Source organism: Pseudomonas sp. Je.1.5.c (assembly GCF_051129895.1).
In the GTDB taxonomy this organism is placed as follows: Bacteria; Pseudomonadota; Gammaproteobacteria; order Pseudomonadales; family Pseudomonadaceae; genus Aquipseudomonas; species Aquipseudomonas urmiensis.
The window spans coordinates 135,675-154,878 of sequence record NZ_JBCPSP010000002.1 but is presented as its reverse complement, the minus strand read 5'-3'; the positions used below and the strand labels follow the sequence as shown (position 1 = coordinate 154,878).

General features: G+C 64.5%; 19 protein-coding genes. 9 read left to right on the top strand and 10 right to left on the bottom strand.

Going from position 1 to position 19,204, the window contains the following annotated elements:
• Positions 1–102: 102 nt before the first annotated feature.
• The 6 genes from AAZU54_RS02615 to AAZU54_RS02590 form a co-directional block, all read right to left on the bottom strand.
• The gene (locus AAZU54_RS02615) at positions 103–1,335 is read right to left on the bottom strand and encodes a DUF1835 domain-containing protein (protein ID WP_405128930.1); all 1,233 of its coding nucleotides are present in this window, start codon (positions 1,333–1,335) and stop codon (positions 103–105) included.
• Between the two features lie 145 nt (positions 1,336–1,480).
• Positions 1,481–1,774 carry a DUF7693 family protein gene (locus AAZU54_RS02610; protein ID WP_186553466.1) on the bottom strand — a complete coding sequence of 98 codons (294 nt, stop codon included), beginning with the start codon at positions 1,772–1,774 and terminating at the stop codon, positions 1,481–1,483.
• An 8-nt stretch (positions 1,775–1,782) separates the two neighbouring features.
• Positions 1,783–2,328, bottom strand: coding sequence for a cupin domain-containing protein (locus AAZU54_RS02605; RefSeq protein ID WP_186553465.1), 546 nt, complete (start codon positions 2,326–2,328; stop codon positions 1,783–1,785).
• A 108-nt stretch (positions 2,329–2,436) separates the two neighbouring features.
• Complete coding sequence (locus tag AAZU54_RS02600; protein WP_405128929.1) at positions 2,437–3,642, bottom strand: MFS transporter; 1,206 nt, start codon at positions 3,640–3,642, stop codon at positions 2,437–2,439.
• Between the two features lie 86 nt (positions 3,643–3,728).
• Positions 3,729–4,262, bottom strand: a complete 534-nt coding sequence (locus AAZU54_RS02595; protein WP_392468597.1) for a cytochrome b — start codon at positions 4,260–4,262, stop codon at positions 3,729–3,731.
• A complete protein-coding gene (locus tag AAZU54_RS02590; protein ID WP_434726479.1) occupies positions 4,259–5,311 on the bottom strand; it encodes a catalase family peroxidase in 1,053 nt (350 codons plus the stop codon). Before AAZU54_RS02590 ends, AAZU54_RS02595 begins: the two co-directional genes overlap by 4 nt.
• Positions 5,312–5,436: 125 nt before the next feature.
• Between AAZU54_RS02590 and AAZU54_RS02585 the strand changes: the two genes are divergently transcribed.
• Entirely contained in the window at positions 5,437–5,958 is a 522-nt protein-coding gene (locus AAZU54_RS02585) for a sigma-70 family RNA polymerase sigma factor (protein ID WP_186553461.1), read from the top strand.
• Positions 5,955–6,707, top strand: coding sequence for an anti-sigma factor family protein (locus AAZU54_RS02580; protein WP_312155520.1), 753 nt, complete (start codon positions 5,955–5,957; stop codon positions 6,705–6,707). Before AAZU54_RS02585 ends, AAZU54_RS02580 begins: the two co-directional genes overlap by 4 nt.
• A gap of 1 nt (position 6,708) precedes the next feature.
• Here AAZU54_RS02580 and AAZU54_RS02575 read toward each other — a convergent pair whose 3' ends face one another.
• Together AAZU54_RS02575 and AAZU54_RS02570 are read right to left on the bottom strand one after the other, a co-directional pair.
• Positions 6,709–7,437, bottom strand: a complete 729-nt coding sequence (locus AAZU54_RS02575; RefSeq protein WP_186553459.1) for a DUF899 domain-containing protein — start codon at positions 7,435–7,437, stop codon at positions 6,709–6,711.
• A gap of 219 nt (positions 7,438–7,656) precedes the next feature.
• Complete coding sequence (locus AAZU54_RS02570) at positions 7,657–8,316, bottom strand: HAD family hydrolase (protein ID WP_312155522.1); 660 nt, start codon at positions 8,314–8,316, stop codon at positions 7,657–7,659.
• Between the two features lie 93 nt (positions 8,317–8,409).
• On the opposite strand from AAZU54_RS02570, the gene lexA reads away from it, so the two are divergent.
• From lexA to AAZU54_RS02550, 4 genes are read left to right on the top strand one after another with little or no spacing between them, the layout of a single operon-like run.
• A complete protein-coding gene (gene lexA, locus AAZU54_RS02565; protein WP_312155523.1) occupies positions 8,410–9,027 on the top strand; it encodes a transcriptional repressor LexA in 618 nt (205 codons plus the stop codon).
• Complete coding sequence (gene imuA / locus AAZU54_RS02560; protein WP_186553456.1) at positions 9,027–9,644, top strand: translesion DNA synthesis-associated protein ImuA; 618 nt, start codon at positions 9,027–9,029, stop codon at positions 9,642–9,644. The genes lexA and imuA overlap by 1 nt, the downstream gene beginning before the upstream one ends.
• Before the next feature lie 9 nt (positions 9,645–9,653).
• Positions 9,654–11,072: a Y-family DNA polymerase gene (locus tag AAZU54_RS02555; RefSeq protein ID WP_186553455.1), complete on the top strand. Its 1,419-nt coding sequence runs from the start codon at positions 9,654–9,656 to the stop codon at positions 11,070–11,072.
• Positions 11,069–14,149, top strand: coding sequence for an error-prone DNA polymerase (locus AAZU54_RS02550; protein ID WP_434726478.1), 3,081 nt, complete (start codon positions 11,069–11,071; stop codon positions 14,147–14,149). The genes AAZU54_RS02555 and AAZU54_RS02550 overlap by 4 nt, the downstream gene beginning before the upstream one ends.
• 93 nt (positions 14,150–14,242) lie before the next feature.
• On the opposite strand, the gene AAZU54_RS02545 is transcribed toward AAZU54_RS02550, so the two are convergent.
• Together AAZU54_RS02545 and AAZU54_RS02540 are read right to left on the bottom strand one after the other, a co-directional pair.
• On the bottom strand, positions 14,243–15,064 hold the full coding sequence (locus tag AAZU54_RS02545) for an aldo/keto reductase (protein ID WP_434726477.1): 822 nt from the start codon (positions 15,062–15,064) through the stop codon (positions 14,243–14,245).
• The gene (locus tag AAZU54_RS02540) at positions 15,052–15,957 is read right to left on the bottom strand and encodes a LysR family transcriptional regulator (protein WP_186553452.1); all 906 of its coding nucleotides are present in this window, start codon (positions 15,955–15,957) and stop codon (positions 15,052–15,054) included. Before AAZU54_RS02540 ends, AAZU54_RS02545 begins: the two co-directional genes overlap by 13 nt.
• A 118-nt stretch (positions 15,958–16,075) precedes the next feature.
• Here AAZU54_RS02540 and AAZU54_RS02535 point away from each other — a divergent pair, with 118 nt between their 5' ends.
• The 3 genes from AAZU54_RS02535 (at position 16,076) to AAZU54_RS02525 (ending at position 19,035) form a co-directional block, all read left to right on the top strand.
• The gene (locus AAZU54_RS02535; protein WP_312155145.1) at positions 16,076–16,774 is read left to right on the top strand and encodes a CoA transferase subunit A; all 699 of its coding nucleotides are present in this window, start codon (positions 16,076–16,078) and stop codon (positions 16,772–16,774) included.
• Positions 16,775–16,808: 34 nt separating this feature from the next.
• The gene (locus AAZU54_RS02530) at positions 16,809–17,465 is read left to right on the top strand and encodes a CoA transferase subunit B (RefSeq protein WP_186553450.1); all 657 of its coding nucleotides are present in this window, start codon (positions 16,809–16,811) and stop codon (positions 17,463–17,465) included.
• Between the two features lie 151 nt (positions 17,466–17,616).
• Entirely contained in the window at positions 17,617–19,035 is a 1,419-nt protein-coding gene (locus AAZU54_RS02525; RefSeq protein WP_392468618.1) for a short-chain fatty acid transporter, read from the top strand.
• Positions 19,036–19,204: the final 169 nt, after the last annotated feature.

The following is a 19,204-nucleotide window of genomic DNA, read 5'->3' as shown; positions in this document are numbered from 1 at the left end:
GGGCAAGCCCGCTCCCACAGGGCCCGCGCTGATCTGTAGGCTAGCGGGCAACCTGTAGGAGCGGGCTTGCCCGCGAAGAGGCCGCTGCTGAATCAACTCAAATCAGCCGCGCCAAACCGGTTGCAGGGCTTCATCCAAAGCCCAGTGGCCCTCACCGGGCTGTAACCGCACACCGCCCACCCAGCGCTCGCAGCCGATCAGGTCCAGGCCATAGGCTTGCCCGGCCAAGACCTGCTCACCCAGGGCTGTAAGGCTGATGGTGCGCTGCGGCCAGGCGAGCTGGGCATCGGCCTGGTCAATCAGCGGTCGAGGGCCGTCGATCAGTGGCCGCAGCAAGGCATGGAACATCATGTCACCGAGAAACGGCAGCGGCTCGCGCTCCATCATCAGTACCGCAAACACCTTGCCCATCGGCATCGGTCCTTGATCGCGCAGAATCTGCAGGGTCAGGCGCTCAGTCAACGACAGCCCGTCGTTGATCCCGGGCAACTCCTGTAATTGGCGCAGCAGCGCTGGGCCGAGCAGCGGCAGGGCGGCGTGGCGAGCATGGGCGAGTGCCGCCCACGCCTGTGGTGAGGGGGCGCGATACGCAGCCCAAGCGTCACGGGCCAATATCAGCATGGCGGCATCCACCGGCCGGCGCTGGGGCCACAGCCAAGCCAGCACTTCGGGCGCCAGTTGGCCAATGCCGATAAAACGCTGCACCCCGGGCACCTGGTCGATGGCGATCAGGCTGAGGTTCTCCGGCACCTGCTCAAGCTGGGCCAGAACCCGCAGCAAAAACAGCTGGTCATAGGCGTCGGCTTCACACCAGAGCACACCGGGCATGCGCTGACTCAAGCGGGCCAGGGCAGCGTACTCATTATCCTGGCGCTGGCGGGCTTGCTCAGGGGCAATATTGAACGCGTGGCTGATGAAATTTGCCCGTACGGCGCGGTAGCTGGGGCCATCGAGCTGTGGCACTGGGCCCATGCACAGCGGGTCGGCGTACATCTGCAACTGGCCCTTGAAACCGGCCACTTGCAGGCTGTGCTGGATGTCGTTGCCGCAGCGCCAATGGCAGGTGTCGGGGGTATCGCTGGCGACGAAGCCAGGGTGCTTGAGGGCAAAGGCGAGGGCGTCGCAGTGGGCCTTGAGCTTGGGCCAGCTGGCAAAACCCAGGTCGCGCGCGATCAAGTATTGGGCATCGGCCAGGCGCGGCGGACGCTGCGGGTCGAGGCTGCGCAGACGCTCATCGGCTTGGCCGCTGCGCAGGCGCTGCAGCAGTTCTTTGGCACGTTTGCGTTGTTGTTCGAGGTTGAGACGGCCGTTGTCGGGCTGGGTAGTAACAGACATGCGAACTCCTTGGCGAGCCTTGTCCGCTGTCAGGCTGGAGTCGTCATGGGCGATGTTCCAAGCAGGTTCCTGGGCGCAGCCCTTTCCGCGGACGGGAGGCGTCGGAGTGCGCCGCTGGCGACTATAAGCGCCCGGCGCTGGCGGTTCAAGCCTGGGCTAACAGGCGCTCGATCTGGGTGCGCTCCCAGAGGCTCAGCAGGTCGACTGGATTGGTGCCGTAGCGCTGCCAGCGCTCGACCGACCCTTCAACCCCTTGCGGGCTGCGGCAATTCAGGCAATGGGCAAGCCCTTCGCGGTCGAGCACCAGGGTCAACTGCCAGCCGCCGCTCTCTATCTCGATTTGCCCGCTGGGGTGGCGGGCGCGGATGTCGACAGGCTGTACGCCAAGCGCAGCATCACGCAGGCATTGATAGACCTCGCGGCTGGTCGGCGCATCCATGGCTTGGGTCAGAAGTTGGCCGGGGTGTTGGCGCTGATGATCTCGGCCTCGTCCTGGCCGATGTTCTTGAAGCTGTGCGCCAAGGTGGTGGGGATGTAGTAGCCATCGCCAGAGTTGAGCACGCTGACCTGGCCATCGACCCACAGCTCGATGGTGCCACGGGTCACCAGGCCACATTCCTCGCCTTCGGCGTGAACGATCGGCTCGCCCGAGTCCGCACCTGGGGCATACAGCTCACGCAGCATGCGCATCTGCCGGCCCTCGACGCTGGCGCCGACCAGCAGCATGCGCAGGCCGTTGCGACCCAGGTCGGGCTGCTCGCCGCCACGGAATACGAAGCGCTCTTCGCGCACCGGCTCGTCGAAGCTGAAGAACTCGGCCAGGGACATGGGGATCCCTTCGAGCAGTTTTTTCAGGGAGCTGACCGAAGGGCTGACACGGTTCTGCTCGATCTGCGAGATGGTCGAGTTGGTCAGGCCGCTGCGACGAGCCAGCTCCCGCTGGGAGAGGTTGTTGCGTTCACGCACCAGTTTGAGTCGTGTCCCCGTGTCCATAGCCGCCTTTTTTAACTGAAAGAGTGTGCAGGTGAAGTGTTTTCACAGGTGTAAAAAATAATAAGCGACGCATTAAAACACACTCTTGGCGGTCACGCGCAGTGCTTGTCAGCGGCGCGGCTCAGCGGGCATTGGCCACAGCCCGACCAGCAGCAACAACACCGCCACGGCGACGAACGGCAGGCGTGGATCAAGGGCGTAGACCAGGGTTCCGGCCAGCGGCCCGATCACCGCGCCCATGCCTTGGGCGGCGCCAATGGAGCCGGCAGTGGCGCCTTGTTCAGAGGCGTGCATGGCATTGGCGGCTAAGGCCGAGAACGCCGGGAAGACAAAGCCCATGCCGGCGGCGGCGATGAAGAACGAGGCCCACAGCCACTCGGCACTGCCCGCCAGCGCCGCGGTCGCGAAGCCCAGGGCTGAGATGCTGGCGCCCACTCGGATCATCTTCAGCGGCGGCCACTCCAGCCGGCGCAGGAGGATCTGCGACAGCATCAGCGCCACGCCGACCGTGGTCAGGGCGATGCCAGCGGCCTGGGCGGCTTCGGTCGAGCCCAGTTGCAGGCGGTCGAGGGCAAAAAAGCCGACGGTGATCTGCGACACCGTCACGCTGAGCATGGCGCTGAATGCCACCAACAGTGGCCGGCGCAGGCGTGGGTCGGCCAGGCGCACCGGATTTGGCGCATGGACCTGCGCCAACGGCTGGGGCTTGAGCTTGAACAGCAGCACCACGAACGCCGTCGCTGGTAGCAGCGACATGATCCAGAACGGCATGCTCAGGCTGTGCCGGGCCAGCAGCGCCGCCACGGCAGGGCCGAGCACCAGGCCGACGGCATTGGCCGCGCCCAGCGCAGCCATGGAGCGGGCGCGCTGCTGCGGTTCGACGTGGTCGGCAACCAGGGCGTTAGCCGCCACCGGTAAGGCGGCGTAGAAGGCGCCGATCATGCCGCGCGCCAGCATCAGGCCGAGAAACGCCAGTGACGCCCCCGGCAGCCAGCGCAGGGCGCCGTCGATGAACAGGCACAGCAGCCAATAGGCCAGGGTAAAACCAGCACTGCCCAGCAGCAGCACCCGGCGCCGGCCATAACGGTCGGCGGCGCGCCCCCAGGGCCGGGCGAGCATCACCCAGACCACCCCGGCCACGGTCACCGCGGCGCCGGCTTGCCAGGTGGCCAGGCCGAGCAAGCGGGCGATCGGGCCGATCAGGGCGACGAAGGCCATCATCGACATGGTGCAGGCCATGTTGACCAGCAACAGTGGGCGCAAATCCAGGGTGCTGGCGGGTTTCAGAGAAGCAGGATCCTTTGCGACATTCATGGGCAGTCCAGGGCGATACGACGAAATGAGCGTCGATGTTAGTAATAATTATTTACACCTGTCGACCCTGGCCGCTCACTCAGCGCTCATTCGCTACGACGTACAGGTCCTGGCCACATGCTACGCAACACGCCATCGCGGCGCACCAGGGCATGCACCAACGCCGCGCCCAGATGCAGCACAATGGTGGCGAACAACAGATAGCCGGCCCAGCCGTGAGCAGTGCGCAAGATCGCGTACAGCTGCAGGTCATGCGGGGCAATCGCTGGCAATTGCAACGGGCGTGGATAGCCGCCGGCCGAGAGCATCGCCCAGCCCAGCAGCGGCATCGCCAGCATCAGTGCATACAGCAGCAGATGCGAAGCGCCGGCGGCCAGGCGCTGGAGTGGCGGTATATCGCTGGGCAGTGGTGGGTGCGGCAGGGTCAGGCGCAGGGCAATGCGCAGTAGCACCAAGGCCAGCAAGGCCAGGCCCGTGGCTTTGTGCAACTCGACCATCACGGGGTGGCGCAAGGACAGGTCGCCGACCATGCTCACGCCGATCAACAGCATGGCCACGATCAGTACGGCCATCAGCCAATGCAGCAGGCGGGCCAGGGGGTGGAAGGTGGTCGGTTTCATGGACGGGCTCCGGTGTCGAGCGATTCGCGGCTGCGCCGATTGAAGGATTCTGAATACGCGGCAGAGCGAGCGGCCAGGATCGGATCGGCGGAAGGCTCGATGCCATTGGGAAGGATCAGCGGGTCGAAGTTCAGGTCGCGGCAGGCACCTTGTTCGGGGGCATCGACGGTTTCGATGACCAGGGTGCCGGCGTCGATACTGCGCCGTTCGGCAGGCCAGGGTCGGGCGGGGTCGTCCACCGCATCGCCAGGCTCGGCCAGCACCAGGCGCAAGGTCCAGCGCAGCGGGCCTTGCTTCAGGCGCTGAGCAAGGTCGTGCTGCAGGTAGCGGTTGTCCTCGACCTGGGCGGGCAGGGCGGCGAACGGCGTCTGCGCCTCGACCTGCCAGCGCACCGGCTGGGATGAGCCGTTCGCGTCGATCAGGCGAAAGGCATTGATGCTGTGATAGTGGGTGCTGGCGAAACTGTCGCTGGGCTTGTATCCAGCCGCCCACTGGCGAAACGCCGTGCTCTCGGGATGTGCGGCGAAGAACGCCTGCATCCGCGCAGGATTGGGCTTGCGCGTGGCAGGGTCGGGGGTCATGGCCAAGACCTGCTCATAAAAGGCTTCGGGAGTACTCACCGCCAACACTGGCGGATTGTTCATGCCGGTGCGCCATACCTGGCCATCATCGCTGGAAAACTGTAGCGCCAGGCTACGCACCGGCACCCCGGTATCGGGGGTGGAGGGGTTGGCGCCGCCAATGGCAAAGCGGCCGATCACCGGCACTCGCGGTTGGGCGAATACCCGCGCGCTGGACAGGGATGCGGCCTGGCCGCTGCTCTGGAAATAGCCGCTGACGCACACGCCCTTGGCGTGGTTCTTGCGATAACCCGGATGATGTCCGGCCTGGGCTTCGAAGGTGTCGATGATGCGTTGCGGCGTTAGCGCGGGGCTACCGATCCAGCCAGCGGCATAGGCAAAGCCGGCGCTCACGGCCAGCAGGCCGGCGCCAATGCCGGCCAGGCGCCATGCCTTGGCCGGGCCGCTCAGGGGTGTGTTCATGTGCAAGGTCCGGGTGGGTGAATGTGCCGGTACGACGTGGCAGGGGGAAATTTATTCCACCGGCTTGGGAATAGATTTCGTCGCAAGGCGTCTGCCCCTTACACTGACAGCCCATGGGCCGGGACCTCACCATGCACGATCTGGACGAACATCAGTGGCGCGAGCTGCTCCTGCGTCTGCGCCGCTTCGCCTTGTGGCTGACCCGCGAATCGGCCAGCGCCGACGACCTGGTCCAGGCTACGGTCGAGCGCGCCCTGAGCCGTGGCCGCCAGCAGCGCGAGGCCGACGCCCTGCGGCCCTGGCTGTTCACCATCCTGTACCGGCTGTTTCTCGATGGTAAACGCCGTGATCGCCTGCACGCCCGCTGGCTGGCGTGGTTCGGCCGGGCGCAGCAGGGCAGTGAGCCGCTGGGCGACAACACCGAAGACATCATCCTCGCCCAGGCCGATCTGCAGGCCTTCGGCCAATTGTCGGCCGAGCAGCGCGCCTTGCTGTTGCTGGTGAGCGTCGAGGGGCTGAGCTACAAAGAGGCCGCCGTGGCCTTGAACATTCCCATCGGTACGGTGATGTCGCGCTTGTCGCGCGCCCGCGCCGCGCTGCGTGACCTGACCGAGGGCAACCCGACGCCCCCGGCCTTGCGGAGACTCAAATGACACGCCTGATCCCCACCGAGGACGAGTTGCATGCCTACGTCGACGAGCGCCTGGAGCCTGCCCGTCGGGCGGCAGTGCAGGCGTGGCTGGCGGCCAATCCACACGAGGCTGCGCGGATCGAAGCCTGGCGCAGCGACGCCCGCCGCTTACGGGCAGCCTTGGCGGGGATGGGCGAGCTGGCGCCAGGGCCGCAGCTGGATCTTGCTCAGGTACGCCGGCGTGTGCGTCAGCGCCGTCAACGCCGGCTGGCCAGTGCCGCGGTGCTGCTGCTGGCGCTCGGGGTAGGTGGGCTGGGGGGCTGGCAGGCGCGCCAGGCCACGTTGGTTGCCAGTGACCTGCCGATGGCCGATGCGGTCCAGGCCCACCGCTTGTTCGTCGGCACCAGCGCCTTGGACATCCAGGCCAGCGATCCGGCCCAGTTGCAGGCGTGGCTGGGCCGGCACTTCAACCGCGTTGGCCAGTTACCTGACTTGGCAGGCTATGGCTTCCAGCCGGTGGGCGCGCGGCTTTTGAGCAACGAGCAGGGGCCTGCGGCGCTATTGGTGTTCCAGGACCGCCAGGGCCAGCGCATCAGCCTGTTCCTGCGCTCGCCCGGTGAGCGTTTTGACAAGATGCCCAGCGGCCAACGCACCGATGGCCAGCTGGAGGCGCGCTATTGGTCGCATGGCGCCTATAACTTCGCCTTGGTCAGTGCGGCGGACGATCAGCGCAGCGAGTCGCTGCGCCAGGTGTTGGGTGTGAGTTTGTGAATCAGTCATGGCAGCAGTGTGGCTTACCCGGCTGCTGCTCATAGCGATCATGGTGACGCACCCAGTCCATCGTCCCGCCTTCATTGCGCCCTAGCGGGGCCAGGTCGAGGAAGTTGTACGCCCCGACCAGGATGTCCAGCCCACGGGCGTAGGTCGAGTAGGTGTGATACAGCTGGCCATCAGCCGCCCGGTAGAACGCGCTCAGGCCAGGCAGCTCGCTCTCATCGCCCTGGTAGGGTTCATAGTTGTACTGCTCGCTGCCATCGGTGGCGACGCTGACCGCAAAGTCGCGATTGAAGCTGCTGCCGTGCGATGAATACCAGGGGAACTGCCAGCCCATGCGCCTGCGAAACGCCTGAAACTCGGGATAGGGCGCCTGAGACACGGCGACCAGCGCGACATCGTGGTGGGCCAGGTGCAGGTTGGCACCGTCGAAGTGATCGGCAAGGAATGAACAGCCAGGGCAGCCTTCGCTCCAGCCTTCGACGAACATGAAATGGTACAGCAGCAACTGGCTGCGCCCGCCGAACAGCGCGGCCAGATCGACTTCGCCCTCGGGGCCATGGAAGCGATAGTCGTGCTCGAGCTTGACCCAGGGCAGGGCTTGGCGGGCGGCACTGAGTTCATCGCGTTGGTGAGTGAAGGCCTTCTCATGCAGCCACAGTTGGCGGCGCGCGGCGAGCCATTGGCTGCGCGAGACCACCTCGTGCTTGGGATCTGAGTTGCTCATGGCGTGGGCTCCAGGCTGTGGGGTTCAGCACTGGTCGAGCAGCGAACGGGGGATTCGACAGGTTGGGCTTGGGTAAGCGACGGACGGGTATTGGAGTGGCGGCGCCCGAAAACGCCGTCGAGATCGAGCGCCGCCGCCCCCCCACATGGGCCTATATGATTTGGCTGAGTAGCCCTGGCGCAGGGTGACAAATTGCAATCACGATTGTGAGTTCAATGTTCAAGGATGCATGGATTCAATCAACGCCCAAAGCCGCGGATCATTGAAATCGTCGATCACCAATTGCGCCCCAGCAGCCAGCAAGCGCTCTTGGGTCTGCGTAGTGGCAATGCCCACGGTAAAGATCCCGGCGCCGCTGGCAGCCTGTACGCCGGGCAGGGAATCTTCGAACGCCAACGCTTGCCTGGCACTGGTATTGAGCTGCTGCAGGCCAGTGAGGTAGGGCAGCGGATCAGGCTTGGGACGGGCCAGCTCCTCGGCCACCAGCACATGCTCGAAGCGCTCGCCCAAACCCATGGCATTGAGCATGTGCTCAGCGTTCAGGCGTGGCGCATTGGTCACCACGCACATGCCGATGTGCTGCGCCTGGGCATGTGCGAGCAGACGCAACAGGCCTGGCAGCGGTTGCAACTGCGGCGACATCTCGCGGAACAAGGCTTCTTTGCGGTCGGCCAGTGCCTGGCACTGCTGGCTCGTGGCCTGTGGAAACAACTCCTTGAACAGCGCGCCATTGGCCCGTCCACTGACCTGGTCATCGAACTGGGCCTGGCTCAGCTGGCGCCCGTCGTACTCGTGCAACAGCTGGCGGAAGGCTTGCAGGTGCAAGGTGTCGGTATCGGTGAGGGTGCCATCGAGGTCGAACAGCAGGGCATTGAGCATGGGGCTTCCAAGGGCTTAAACGTTTAATCCTGAGCATCATAGCCAAAGCCGACGACGAAGGGGGCTGTTCAGTGTTCTCCAAAAAGAGTACAAATGTGCTCCATGGACACTATGACCCCCAAACGCCGCGCCATCCTGGCCTTCATCCGTGAGCGCATCACCGATCATGGCCAACCGCCGAGCCTGGCCGATATCGCCGAGCGCTTCGGTTTTGCCTCGCGCAGCGTGGCGCGCAAGCACATCACCGCCCTGTGCCAGGCTGGATACATCGACGTCACGCCCAACCAGGCGCGTGGCATTCGCCTGGCCGAGCCGTTGCGCCGCCCGGAAATCCTCGAACTGCCCGTGCTCGGGCAAGTGGCCGCCGGTGCGCCGATCGGCCCTGACCTGGACATCCACGAACAGCTGCTGCTCGACCCCAGCCTGTTTCGTCGCACCCCCGATTACCTGCTCAAGGTGCGCGGGGAGTCGATGATCGATGACGGCATCTTCGATGGCGACCTGGTCGGCATCCGCCAAGAAGGCGAGGCCCGCGATGGGCAGATCGTCGTCGCCCGGCTGGACGGCGAGGTGACCATCAAGCGCCTGCAACGTACCCCCGGCGGCTATCGGTTGCTGCCGCGTAACCCGGCGTACGCTCCGATCGAGGTAGGGCCTGAGCGTGAGTTGGTTATCGAAGGTGTGTTCTGCGGCCTGTTGAGGCGTGACTGATGGGCGCGGTAGTCGATCTGGACGGCTTGCTCGATCAGCGGCGGATTTGGCGTGGTCGGCAAACCCAGGCACGCCCGCTCGGCCTGCAACCGACCGGGCATATGAGCCTGGACCAGCGGCTGCCGGAAGGCGGTTGGCCCGCTTCGGCGCTGAGTGAGTTGCTGCTGGCCAGCCCCGGTTGTGGTGAGCTGCAGTTGCTTTGGCCAAGCCTGGCGCGGTTGACTGCTGAAGGTGGCCGGGTGGTGCTGGTAGCGCCGCCGTTCATACCCTACGCACCTGCCTGGCAAGCGGCGGGGGTGGATTTGCGCTGGTTGGTGCAGATCGAGGCCGAGCCCGCAGACGCGTTGTGGGCTGCCGAGCAATGTTTGCGCTCCGGCAGTTGCGCAGCGGTGCTGTGCTGGCCCGAGCGTGCTGATGACCGGGCCTTGCGCCGTTTGCAGGTGGCCGCCGAAACCGGCCAGGCGCTGGCCTTTGCCTGCCGACCGCAGCAGGCTGCGCACAACCCTTCACCTGCGGCGCTGCGCCTGGCGATCGATACCCGTCCGGCCCAATGGCGGGTGCTCAAGTGCCGGGGTGGCATGCCGCCTGCTGCGCCCATCGCCAGCTCAGCTCACTGAGGGTGAAGTATGCTTTGGGCCTGCATTGTCTTTCCTCAGCTGGCGCTGGATACGGTATTGCGCGAGCGTGATGAGCCCGACTGCGCCTTGGTCTTGATGGGTGGCCCGAGCCAGCGCCGGGTGCTGCAATCGGTCAACTGCGCAGCAGCGAAGCTGGGCCTGCGCGCCGGGCAGACGCTGACCGCCGCACGGGCACTGGCCGATGGCTTTACTTGCGTTGAGGTCGATCCTGCGCGGGTTGATCAGGTCCAGCAACTGTTGGCCGCCTGGGCCTATCGCTTCAGTGCCCAGGTGAGTTTGCACTATCCACGCGCCTTGCTCCTGGAAGTGGGTTCGAGCTTGCAATTGTTCGGGCCGTGGCCGCTGTTCGAAGCGCGCCTGCGTCAGGAGCTGGAGGCGTTGGGCCTGCGTCACCGGATTGTCGTTGCCAGCAACCCGGTGGCGGCACGGATGCTCGCCAATGCCCATGATGGCTTGGCGGTGACCTGCGCCGAGCAGACCCGCGCCGCCTTGTTGCAGCTGCCTATTGGCAAGATCGGTCTTCCCGCTGATACCGCCCAGGCCTTCGCCCGCATGGGCTTGCGCCGCCTGGGCGAGGTCTTGGCCTTGCCGCGTGAGGCGCTGGCTCGACGCTTCGCCGCTCAGGTGCAGTTGCATCTGGATCAATTGTTGGGTGTGCGCAGCGTGGGCCTGGATTTCTATCAACCACCGGATCGCTTCGAAACGCGGCTAGAGCTGAATTTCGACGTCGAATCCCATCAGGCCTTATTGTTCCCCTTGCGGCGGATGATCGGCGACCTGGCTGCGTTTCTGGCCGGCCGCGACTGCGGCGTGCAGCGTTTCGAGCTGCACCTGGAGCACGTCGAAGGGCCAGACACGCGGCTCATGGTTGGCCTGCTATCGGCCGAACGCGATGCAGCCATGCTCTTTGAGCTGGCGCGGGGTCGGCTGGAGCCGCTGCGCATCCCGGCACCGGTGCGTAACCTGCGCCTGCTGGCCGAAGACCTGCCAGCGTTCGTGCCTCAGCATCAGGCCCTGTTCGACCCCAGGGCGCAGCAGACCCAAGCTTGGCCGCAACTGCGCGAGCGGTTGCGCGCACGTCTGGGCGACGAGGCGGTCAAGGGCCTGCGCGCCGAAGCCGATCATCGTCCTGAGTGCGCCTGGCAGTTGAACGACCTGGGAACGTGCGGGGCATTGCAAGTCACTCCAGGCAGTCGTCCGGGCTGGTTATTGGCGGCACCACAGCGGCTGCCGGAGTCTGGCGTTCAACTGTTGGGGCAGGCCGAGCGCATCGAGTCGGGTTGGTGGGATGGTGGCGATGTGCGCCGAGACTATTACCGCATCGAAACCCGCGAAGGCTTGCGCGGCTGGGCTTATCAAGACCTCGCCGCCCCCGGCCCGCTGTGGCTGCAAGGCTGGTTCGCATGACTGCGCTGGCTTACGCCGAACTGCACTGCCTGTCCAACTTCAGTTTCCAGCGCGGTGCTTCCAGCGCCGATGAACTGTTTCGACGGGCCCGTGAGCAAGGTTATCAAGCCTTGGCCATTACCGACGAATGCACCTTGGCAGGTATCGTGCGCGCCTGGCAGGCGGCCAAGGCGCATCAACTGCGCTTGATCGTCGGCAGTGAGATGCGCGTGCAGGATGGCCCCAAGCTGGTGTTGCTGGTCGAGGATCTCAGTGGCTATCAAAGCCTGTGTGCGCTGATCACCCGCGCTCGTCGGCGTGCACAGAAAGGCGAGTATCAGGTACTGGCCGATGACCTTCAGGCCCACGCCAAGGGCTTGCTCGCGCTGTGGATCCCAGACGATCCAGATGAGCCTGCAGCGGGTCAATGGCTGCAGTCGTTGTTTGCCGAGCGCCTGTGGCTAGCGGTGCACCTGCATCGGGGCAGTGATGATGCTGGCCGGCTGGCGCGCCTGCGTGCACTGGCCGCTCGGCTAGGGATTGGCGCGGTGGCCTGCGGCGATGTGCACATGCATAGCCGCGGTCGGCGCGCCCTGCAAGACTGCATGACCGCCGTGCGCCAGCATTGCAGCATGGCTGAGGCGGGCCGTTATCTGTTCGCCAATGGTGAACGCCACCTGCGTCCTTTGGCGCAATTGAGCGAGCTGTATTCGCCCGAGCTGCTCGCTGAAAGCCTGGTCATCGCCGAGCGCTGCCAGTTCGACCTGGGCCAGCTCAAGTACCAGTACCCCCGCGAGCTGGTACCAGCAGGGCAGAGCCCGGCCAGTTGGCTGCGTCACCTGTGCGAGCAAGGCGTGCCCAAGCGTTGGCCGAATGGCCCAGGCGCCAAGGTGTTCGAGGCTTTGCAGCGAGAGTTGGCGCTCATCGAGGAGCTGGGTTACGAGAGCTATTTTCTTACCGTTCACGACATCGTCGATTTTGCCCGCAAGCAGTCGATCCTTTGTCAGGGCCGCGGTTCGGCGGCCAACTCGGTCGTGTGTTTCGTGCTCGGTATCACTGAACTCGATCCGATGGAGCACCACTTGTTGTTCGAGCGTTTTCTGTCTCGCGAGCGCAACGAGCCGCCGGACATCGACGTCGACTTCGAGCACAACCGCCGCGAGGAAGTCATCCAGTACGTTTTCCGTCGTTATGGCCGGCACCGCGCCGCACTGACTGCGGTGGTCAGCACCTATCATGCTGCCGGGGCGGTGCGCGATGTGGCCCGGGTGCTGGGGCTGCCCGCCGATCAGGTCGACGCGTTGGCCAAGTGTTGTGGCCGCTGGAGTGATCGCATCCCCGATGCCGAGCGCCTGGCCGAGGCCGGTTTTGAGGCCCAAAGCCCGTCGCTGCGGCGCATTCTGGTGCTGGCCGGGGAGTTGATTGGTTTTCCCAGGCACCTGTCGCAGCACCCCGGTGGCTTCGTCATCTGCGAGCAACCGCTGGACCAGCTGGTGCCTGTGGAAAATGCCGCCATGCCTGAGCGCACGGTAATCCAGTGGGACAAGGACGATCTGGACCTGGTCGGGCTGCTCAAGGTCGATGTGCTCGCCTTGGGCATGCTCAGTGCCTTGCGTCGCTGTTTCGATCTGATCGCGCTGCATCGTGGTCGGCAGTTGAGTTTGGCCACCATTCCCAGCGAAGACCCCGCCACCTACGCCATGATCAGCCGCGCCGAGACCATGGGCGTGTTCCAGATCGAGTCGCGGGCACAGATGGCCATGCTGCCGCGTCTGAAACCAACCACGTTTTACGATCTGGTCATTGAAGTGGCCATCGTCCGCCCAGGGCCGATCCAGGGCGACATGGTCCACCCCTACCTGCGCAGACGTCTCAAGCAAGAGCCGATTACCTATCCCTCGCCAGCCTTGAAAGCGGTTTTCGAGCGCACCTTGGGCGTTCCGCTGTTTCAGGAACAGGTGATGGAGCTGGCCATGGTCGCCGCCGACTACAGCCCTGGCGAGGCCGATCAGCTACGCCGCAGCATGGCCGCCTGGAAGCGCCATGGCGGGCTGGAGCCGCACCGCGAGCGGCTGCTCAAGGGCATGCTGCGCAATGGTTACGAGCTGGCGTTCGCCGAGCGCATTTTCGAACAGATCAAAGGCTTCGGCAGTTATGGCTTCCCCGAGTCGCATGCGGCCAGTTTTGCCTTGCTCTGCTATGCCAGCAGCTGGTTGAAATGTCACGAACCGGCGATCTTCACCTGCGCCCTGGTCAACAGCTGGCCGATGGGCTTCTACAGCCCTGATCAGTTGCTGCAAGAAGCCCGTCGCCAGGGCATCGAGGTGCGTCCGGTGGATGTCTTTCACAGTGACTGGGATTGCACGCTGGAGCCGTTGGGGCAGGGCGCTTTGGCGATTCGCCTGGGGCTGCGGCAGATCCGTGGGTTTGCCGAAGTCGATGCCCGCAGGCTTGAGCAGGCCAGGGCGCAGCGGCCCTGGCGCGATGTCGAAGACTTGTGCCTGCGCGCTGAGCTCGACAGCCGGGCGCGCACCCGGCTGGCCGATGCCGGGGCATTGCGAGCGCTGGCCCAGGATCGCCATCAAGCCCGCTGGCAGGTGGCTGCGGTGCAGGCGCAATTACCCTTGTTCGCAGAGGTGCAGGCCAGCCCTGAGCGCGCGGTGGCGCTGCCCGAGCCGACAGTGGGCGAGGATCTGCTGGCGGACTACGACACCCTCGGCACCACGCTTGGCCCCCATCCGTTGACTTTGCTCAGGCCACGCTTGCGGGCGTTAGGCTGCCGTAGTTCAAGTGAGCTGGCCGAGCTCGAGCATGGCGATCACATTGCCGTGGCGGGTTTGGTGGTGGGCCGCCAGCGGCCACAGACGGCCAGCGGGGTGACGTTCGTCACCCTTGAAGATGAGTCGGGGATGGTCAATGTGGTGGTCTGGCGCGAGCTGGCCGAGCGCCAACGGCGGGCGCTGGTGGGGTCGCAGTTACTCAAGGTCAGCGGCAGGCTGGAGCAGGAGAATGGCGTCAGGCACCTGATTGCGCGCAAGCTGGAGGACGTCAGCCCGCTGTTGCTGGGGCTGGATGTGCGTAGCCGGGATTTTCATTGAGGTCTTGTGCTCTATAGTACCGCCCTCATCGCGGGGTTTTGTGGGAGCGGGCTTGCCCCGCGATGAGGCCGGCACTGACAAACAACTACTCGCTCAAACCATCGCCAACCGCTGCTTGCGTGTCGGCGCTGGCAACGCCTGGTCAATCGCCCGCAGATCCTCTTCGCTCAATTTCAATGAGGCCGCCCCCGCATTGAGCTGCACATGCCGCGGGTTGACCGCCTTGGGGATGGCAATCACCCCATCTGAGCGGGTCACCCAGGCCAAGCTGACTTGCGCAGGAGTTGCCCCAAGGCGCTCGGCAATTTCGGCCAAAAGCGGATGCTTGAGCAATCGCCCGGCCTGCGCCAGTGGGCAGTAGGCCATGGTCGGCAAGCCATTGGCCTGGCTCCAGGGCAGCAGGTCGAATTCGATGCCGCGCTCAGCTGGGTTGTACAGCACCTGGTTGGTGGCGCAGTCGCTGTTATCCAGTTCATGCAAATCGTCGAGATCGAAGTTGGACACCCCCCAACGGCGAATCTTGCCTTGCTCGCGCAGACGCTCGAAGGCCTCCACGGTTTCTGCCAGCGGATACTGGCCGCGCCAGTGCAACAGGTACAGGTCGATGCAGTCGGTGCCCAAGCGCTTGAGGCTGCGCTCGCAGGCCAGCGGTAGAGCACGCTGGCTGGCGTTGTGCGGGTAGACCTTGCTGACCAGAAACACCTGCTCGCGACGGCCGAGCATGGCTTGGCCGACGACCTCCTCGGCGCCACCCTCGGCGTACATCTCTGCGGTGTCGATCAGGCTCAGCCCCAGCTCGATGCCTTGCTGCAGGGCGGTGACTTCGGCGCGGCGCCGAGCAGGATCTTCGCCCATGTACCAGGTGCCCTGGCCAATGGCCGGAACGCTTATGCCTGCAAGCTTTACTGAACGCATGTCACCTCCGGTAGATGGGTATTGCACAACACGACCTCGAGCAGCGCCTCGGCTGCGGTGGACAGCTTGTGGTCGCTTAGTGCCATGACGCCGATGCGCCGCTCAACGCTCGGCTCGACCAGGGCCACGCAGCGCGCACCGAGCTCTTGCATCTGGTTGATGCACAGCGCCGGCACCGCGCTGACCCCCAGCCCATTGGCAACCATGCGGCCGATGGTCGACAGTTGATGGCTCTCGAACGCCACTGTCAGCTTGCCGTGCCCGGCGGCAATGTTCTGCTCCAGCAGCAAGCGCACCGCCGACGGGCGTTGCAAGGCGATGAAATCTTCGGCCAGCAGTTGCTGCCAGGTGACTTGCGGCTGCCGGGCCAGCGGCGAGTCGCCAGGTACCACGGCGACGAAGCGATCCAGGTACAGCGGATGAAAGCGTAGCCCATCGAGGTTGTCCGGCTCGAAGCCAATGCCCAGTTCGACGCGCCGGTGGCGCACCAGTTCCAGCACCTGTTCGTTGATCACGTCATGGACGGTAACGTTCACCTTCGGATAGCGCTGGCGGAACACTTTCAGCGACTGTGGCAGCAGGTTGCCAGCAAAGGCTGGCATGGCCGCGACCGACACCCGGCCAAGCTGCAAGGTAAAGCGCTGGCGCAGCATTTCTTCGGTGTCGTCCCAATCGGCCAGCAGGCGCCGGGCCAGCGGCAGCAGCACCTCGCCTTCTGGGGTCAGGCTGACGCTGCGGGTGGTGCGGGTGAGCAGGGCGCCGCCGAGGTTGTCCTCCAGCGCCTTGATGGTCAAGCTCAACGCCGGTTGCGAGACGTGCAGGTGCTCGCCGGCCTGGGCGAAGCTTTGATACTTGGCCACGGTGATGAAGGCGCGTAGCTGCTTGACGTTCATGCGGGGCTCGACCTTTGTTTTGGAAAAGTTATCAATCGATGACGAAAACAAAATTAACAAATCAGTCGCCAGCGGTGAAGATGGCTGCACGCACAAACAACTACAAAGGCGGATCAGCATGGCCGGACTGGACAAGCGCGTTGCAACCTACGAACAGGCCCTCGAAGGCCTGACCGACAACATGACGGTACTGGCCGGCGGCTTCGGCCTGTGCGGCATCCCCGAGAACCTCATCGCGCAAATCAAGCGTCTGGGCGTCAAGGGCCTGACCGTGGTTTCCAACAACTGCGGCGTCGATGGCTTTGGCCTGGGCGTGCTGCTCGAAGACCGGCAGATCCGCAAGATGATCGCCTCCTACGTCGGCGAGAACGCCGAGTTCGAACGCCAGCTGCTCAGCGGCGAGCTGGAGGTCGAGCTGACCCCACAAGGTACCTTGGCCGAGAAAATGCGCGCCGGTGGTGCTGGCATCCCGGCGTTCTATACCGCCACCGGCTACGGCACCCCGGTTGCCGAAGGCAAGGAAGTGCGCGAGTTCAACGGGCGCAAGTACATTCTCGAAGAAGCCATCACCGGCGACTTCGCCATCGTCAAAGGCTGGAAGGCCGATCACTACGGCAACGTGGTGTACCGCAACACTGCGCAAAACTTCAATCCACTGGCGGCCACCGCCGGCAAGATCACCGTGGTCGAAGTCGAGGAAATCGTCGAGCCTGGCGTGCTGTTGCCCAGCGAGATCCACACCCCAGGCATCTATGTCGATCGGGTCATCGTCGGCACCTTCGAGAAGCGCATCGAAAAGCGCACCGTCAAGGCCTGAGCGCCGTCCACAGAACAACAAAGAGATCCAGACCATGGCACTGACCCGCGAACAGATGGCTCAACGCGTTGCCCGTGAACTGAAGGACGGCTACTACGTCAACCTCGGTATCGGTATCCCGACCCTGGTGGCCAACTACGTACCCGCCGACATGGACGTGATGCTGCAATCGGAAAACGGCCTGCTCGGCATGGGCGAATTCCCCACTGAAAGCACCCTCGACGCCGACATGATCAACGCCGGCAAACAAACGGTCACCGCCCGCCGCGGTGCCTCGATCTTCGATTCGGCGCAATCGTTCGCCATGATCCGTGGCGGCCACGTCGACCTCACCGTGCTGGGCGCGTTCGAAGTGGACGTGGAGGGCAACATCGCCTCCTGGATGATCCCCGGCAAGTTGGTCAAGGGCATGGGCGGGGCGATGGACCTGGTCGCCGGTGCCGACAACATCATCGTCACCATGACCCACGCCTCCAAGGATGGCGAGTCCAAGTTGCTGTCGCGCTGCAGCCTGCCGCTAACCGGTGCTGGTTGCATTCGCAAGGTGTTGACCGACCTGGCTTACCTTGAGATCGAAAACGGCGCGTTCATCCTGCGCGAGACGGCGCCTGGGGTGAGCGTCGAGGAAATCATCGAGAAGACCGCAGGCAAGCTGATCGTGGCCGATGATGTGAAGGAAATGACCTTCTGATAGCCGCTTGAATACCGTGGGAGCGGGCTGGCCCCGCGATAGCCTTGATCGGGACAACTGGGTTGTCTGTCGGCACGCTATCGCGGGGCCAGCCCGCTTCCACGGTTTTTGCGTTTGTTACAGCCAATAAAATCAATAAAAGGAAAATCCCGTGGCCGCTGAAATCCAAGACAGCCGCTCCGCTCGCTTTGCCCTGCGTTGCTCGAACTGGGCTGAACGCTGGTTCCCTGATTCCTGGGTGTTCGCCGCCCTGGCGGTGGTGCTGGTGTGTATCGGCGCACTGGTGATGGGCGCCAAGCCGACCGACACCGCCAAGGCCTTTGGCGATGGTTTCTGGAGCCTGATCCCGTTCACCATGCAGATGGCTTTCGTGGTCATCGGCGGCTATGTGGTCGCCAGCTCGCCACCGGCGGCGCGGCTGATCGATCGCCTGGCGCGCATCCCCAAAAATGGTCGCTCGGCGGTGTGCTGGGTGGCGCTGATCTCGATGCTCGCCTCGTTGCTCAACTGGGGCTTGTCGCTGGTGTTCGGCGGTTTGCTGGTGCGCGCGTTGGCCCGTCGTACCGACCTGAAGATGGACTACCGCGCAGCCGGCGCAGCAGCCTACCTGGGCCTGGGCGCGGTGTGGGCGCTGGGCCTGTCGTCCTCGGCGGCGCAGCTGCAGGCCAACCCTGCCAGCCTGCCACCGTCGATCTTGTCCATTACCGGGGTGATCCCGTTCACCGAAACCATTTTCCTTTGGCAATCCGGCGTGCTGCTGGCGGCGCTGGTGATCGTCTCGCTGGTGGTCGCCTATGCCACCGCGCCTGGCCCAGGCAGCGCCCGCAGCGCCGAGGCGTGCGGCGTCGACCCAAGCTTTAGCGCGCCGCCACCGCCGCAGCGCACCCGTCCTGGCGAATGGCTGGAATACAGCCCGATCCTGATCCTGCTGTTGGTGGCGCTGGCCGCCGGTTGGCTGTACCAGGAGTTCGCGACCAAACCTGCGATCACCGCTATCTCCGGCCTGAACACCTACAACCTGCTGTTCATCATGCTCGGCGCCTTGCTGCACTGGCGTCCGCGCAGCTTTCTCGATGCGGTGACCCGCGCGGTGCCGACCACCACTGGGGTGCTGATCCAGTTCCCGCTGTATGGCTCGATCGCCGCCATCCTCACCCAGGTCAAGGGTGTGGATGAGCAGACCCTGGCCCACCACATCTCGACCTTCTTCGTGCAGATCGCCTCGCACGACACCTATGCCGTGCTCATGGGGGTGTACTCGGCGGTGCTGGGCTTCTTCATCCCGTCCGGTGGCGGCAAGTGGATCATCGAGGCGCCTTACGTGATGCTGGTGGCCAATGACCTGCACTATCACCTGGGCTGGGCCGTGCAGATCTACAACGCCGCCGAGGCGCTGCCGAACCTGATCAACCCGTTCTACATGCTGCCGCTGCTCGGGGTGCTGGGACTCAAGGCGCGCGACCTGATCGGCTTCTCGTTCGTCCAGCTGTTGGTGCATGTGCCATTGGTCCTGGTCTTGCTTTGGGCGCTGGGCACGACGCTGCAGTATGTGCCGCCTGTGATGCCTTGATTTAACGCGCCGGCCTCCTTACAGGGGGCCGGACGCGATCGCAAGAGGAGGGGCGCAGAAGAAGTCCGCTCGTGTTCGAATTTTGTTGATTTGTCGATAACTATTCCCAACCGAGAATCGTTATCACTGGGATGCCGATCAACCCGGCAGCCAAGGACATTCATCAAAT

Bases quoted from the DNA above. Each gene is read 5' to 3' on its own strand.
- AAZU54_RS02615 (WP_405128930.1), bottom strand. From the start codon at position 1,335: ATGTCTGTTACTACCCAGCCCGACAACGGCCGTCTCAACCTCGAACAA.
- AAZU54_RS02610 (WP_186553466.1), bottom strand. From the start codon at position 1,774: ATGGATGCGCCGACCAGCCGCGAGGTCTATCAATGCCTGCGTGATGCT.
- AAZU54_RS02605 (WP_186553465.1), bottom strand. From the start codon at position 2,328: ATGGACACGGGGACACGACTCAAACTGGTGCGTGAACGCAACAACCTC.
- AAZU54_RS02600 (WP_405128929.1), bottom strand. From the start codon at position 3,642: ATGAATGTCGCAAAGGATCCTGCTTCTCTGAAACCCGCCAGCACCCTG.
- AAZU54_RS02595 (WP_392468597.1), bottom strand. From the start codon at position 4,262: ATGAAACCGACCACCTTCCACCCCCTGGCCCGCCTGCTGCATTGGCTG.
- AAZU54_RS02585 (WP_186553461.1), top strand. From the start codon at position 5,437: ATGCACGATCTGGACGAACATCAGTGGCGCGAGCTGCTCCTGCGTCTG.
- AAZU54_RS02580 (WP_312155520.1), top strand. From the start codon at position 5,955: ATGACACGCCTGATCCCCACCGAGGACGAGTTGCATGCCTACGTCGAC.
- AAZU54_RS02575 (WP_186553459.1), bottom strand. From the start codon at position 7,437: ATGAGCAACTCAGATCCCAAGCACGAGGTGGTCTCGCGCAGCCAATGG.
- AAZU54_RS02570 (WP_312155522.1), bottom strand. From the start codon at position 8,316: ATGCTCAATGCCCTGCTGTTCGACCTCGATGGCACCCTCACCGATACC.
- lexA (WP_312155523.1), top strand. From the start codon at position 8,410: ATGTGCTCCATGGACACTATGACCCCCAAACGCCGCGCCATCCTGGCC.
- imuA (WP_186553456.1), top strand. From the start codon at position 9,027: ATGGGCGCGGTAGTCGATCTGGACGGCTTGCTCGATCAGCGGCGGATT.
- AAZU54_RS02555 (WP_186553455.1), top strand. From the start codon at position 9,654: ATGCTTTGGGCCTGCATTGTCTTTCCTCAGCTGGCGCTGGATACGGTA.
- AAZU54_RS02550 (WP_434726478.1), top strand. From the start codon at position 11,069: ATGACTGCGCTGGCTTACGCCGAACTGCACTGCCTGTCCAACTTCAGT.
- AAZU54_RS02545 (WP_434726477.1), bottom strand. From the start codon at position 15,064: ATGCGTTCAGTAAAGCTTGCAGGCATAAGCGTTCCGGCCATTGGCCAG.
- AAZU54_RS02540 (WP_186553452.1), bottom strand. From the start codon at position 15,957: ATGAACGTCAAGCAGCTACGCGCCTTCATCACCGTGGCCAAGTATCAA.
- AAZU54_RS02535 (WP_312155145.1), top strand. From the start codon at position 16,076: ATGGCCGGACTGGACAAGCGCGTTGCAACCTACGAACAGGCCCTCGAA.
- AAZU54_RS02530 (WP_186553450.1), top strand. From the start codon at position 16,809: ATGGCACTGACCCGCGAACAGATGGCTCAACGCGTTGCCCGTGAACTG.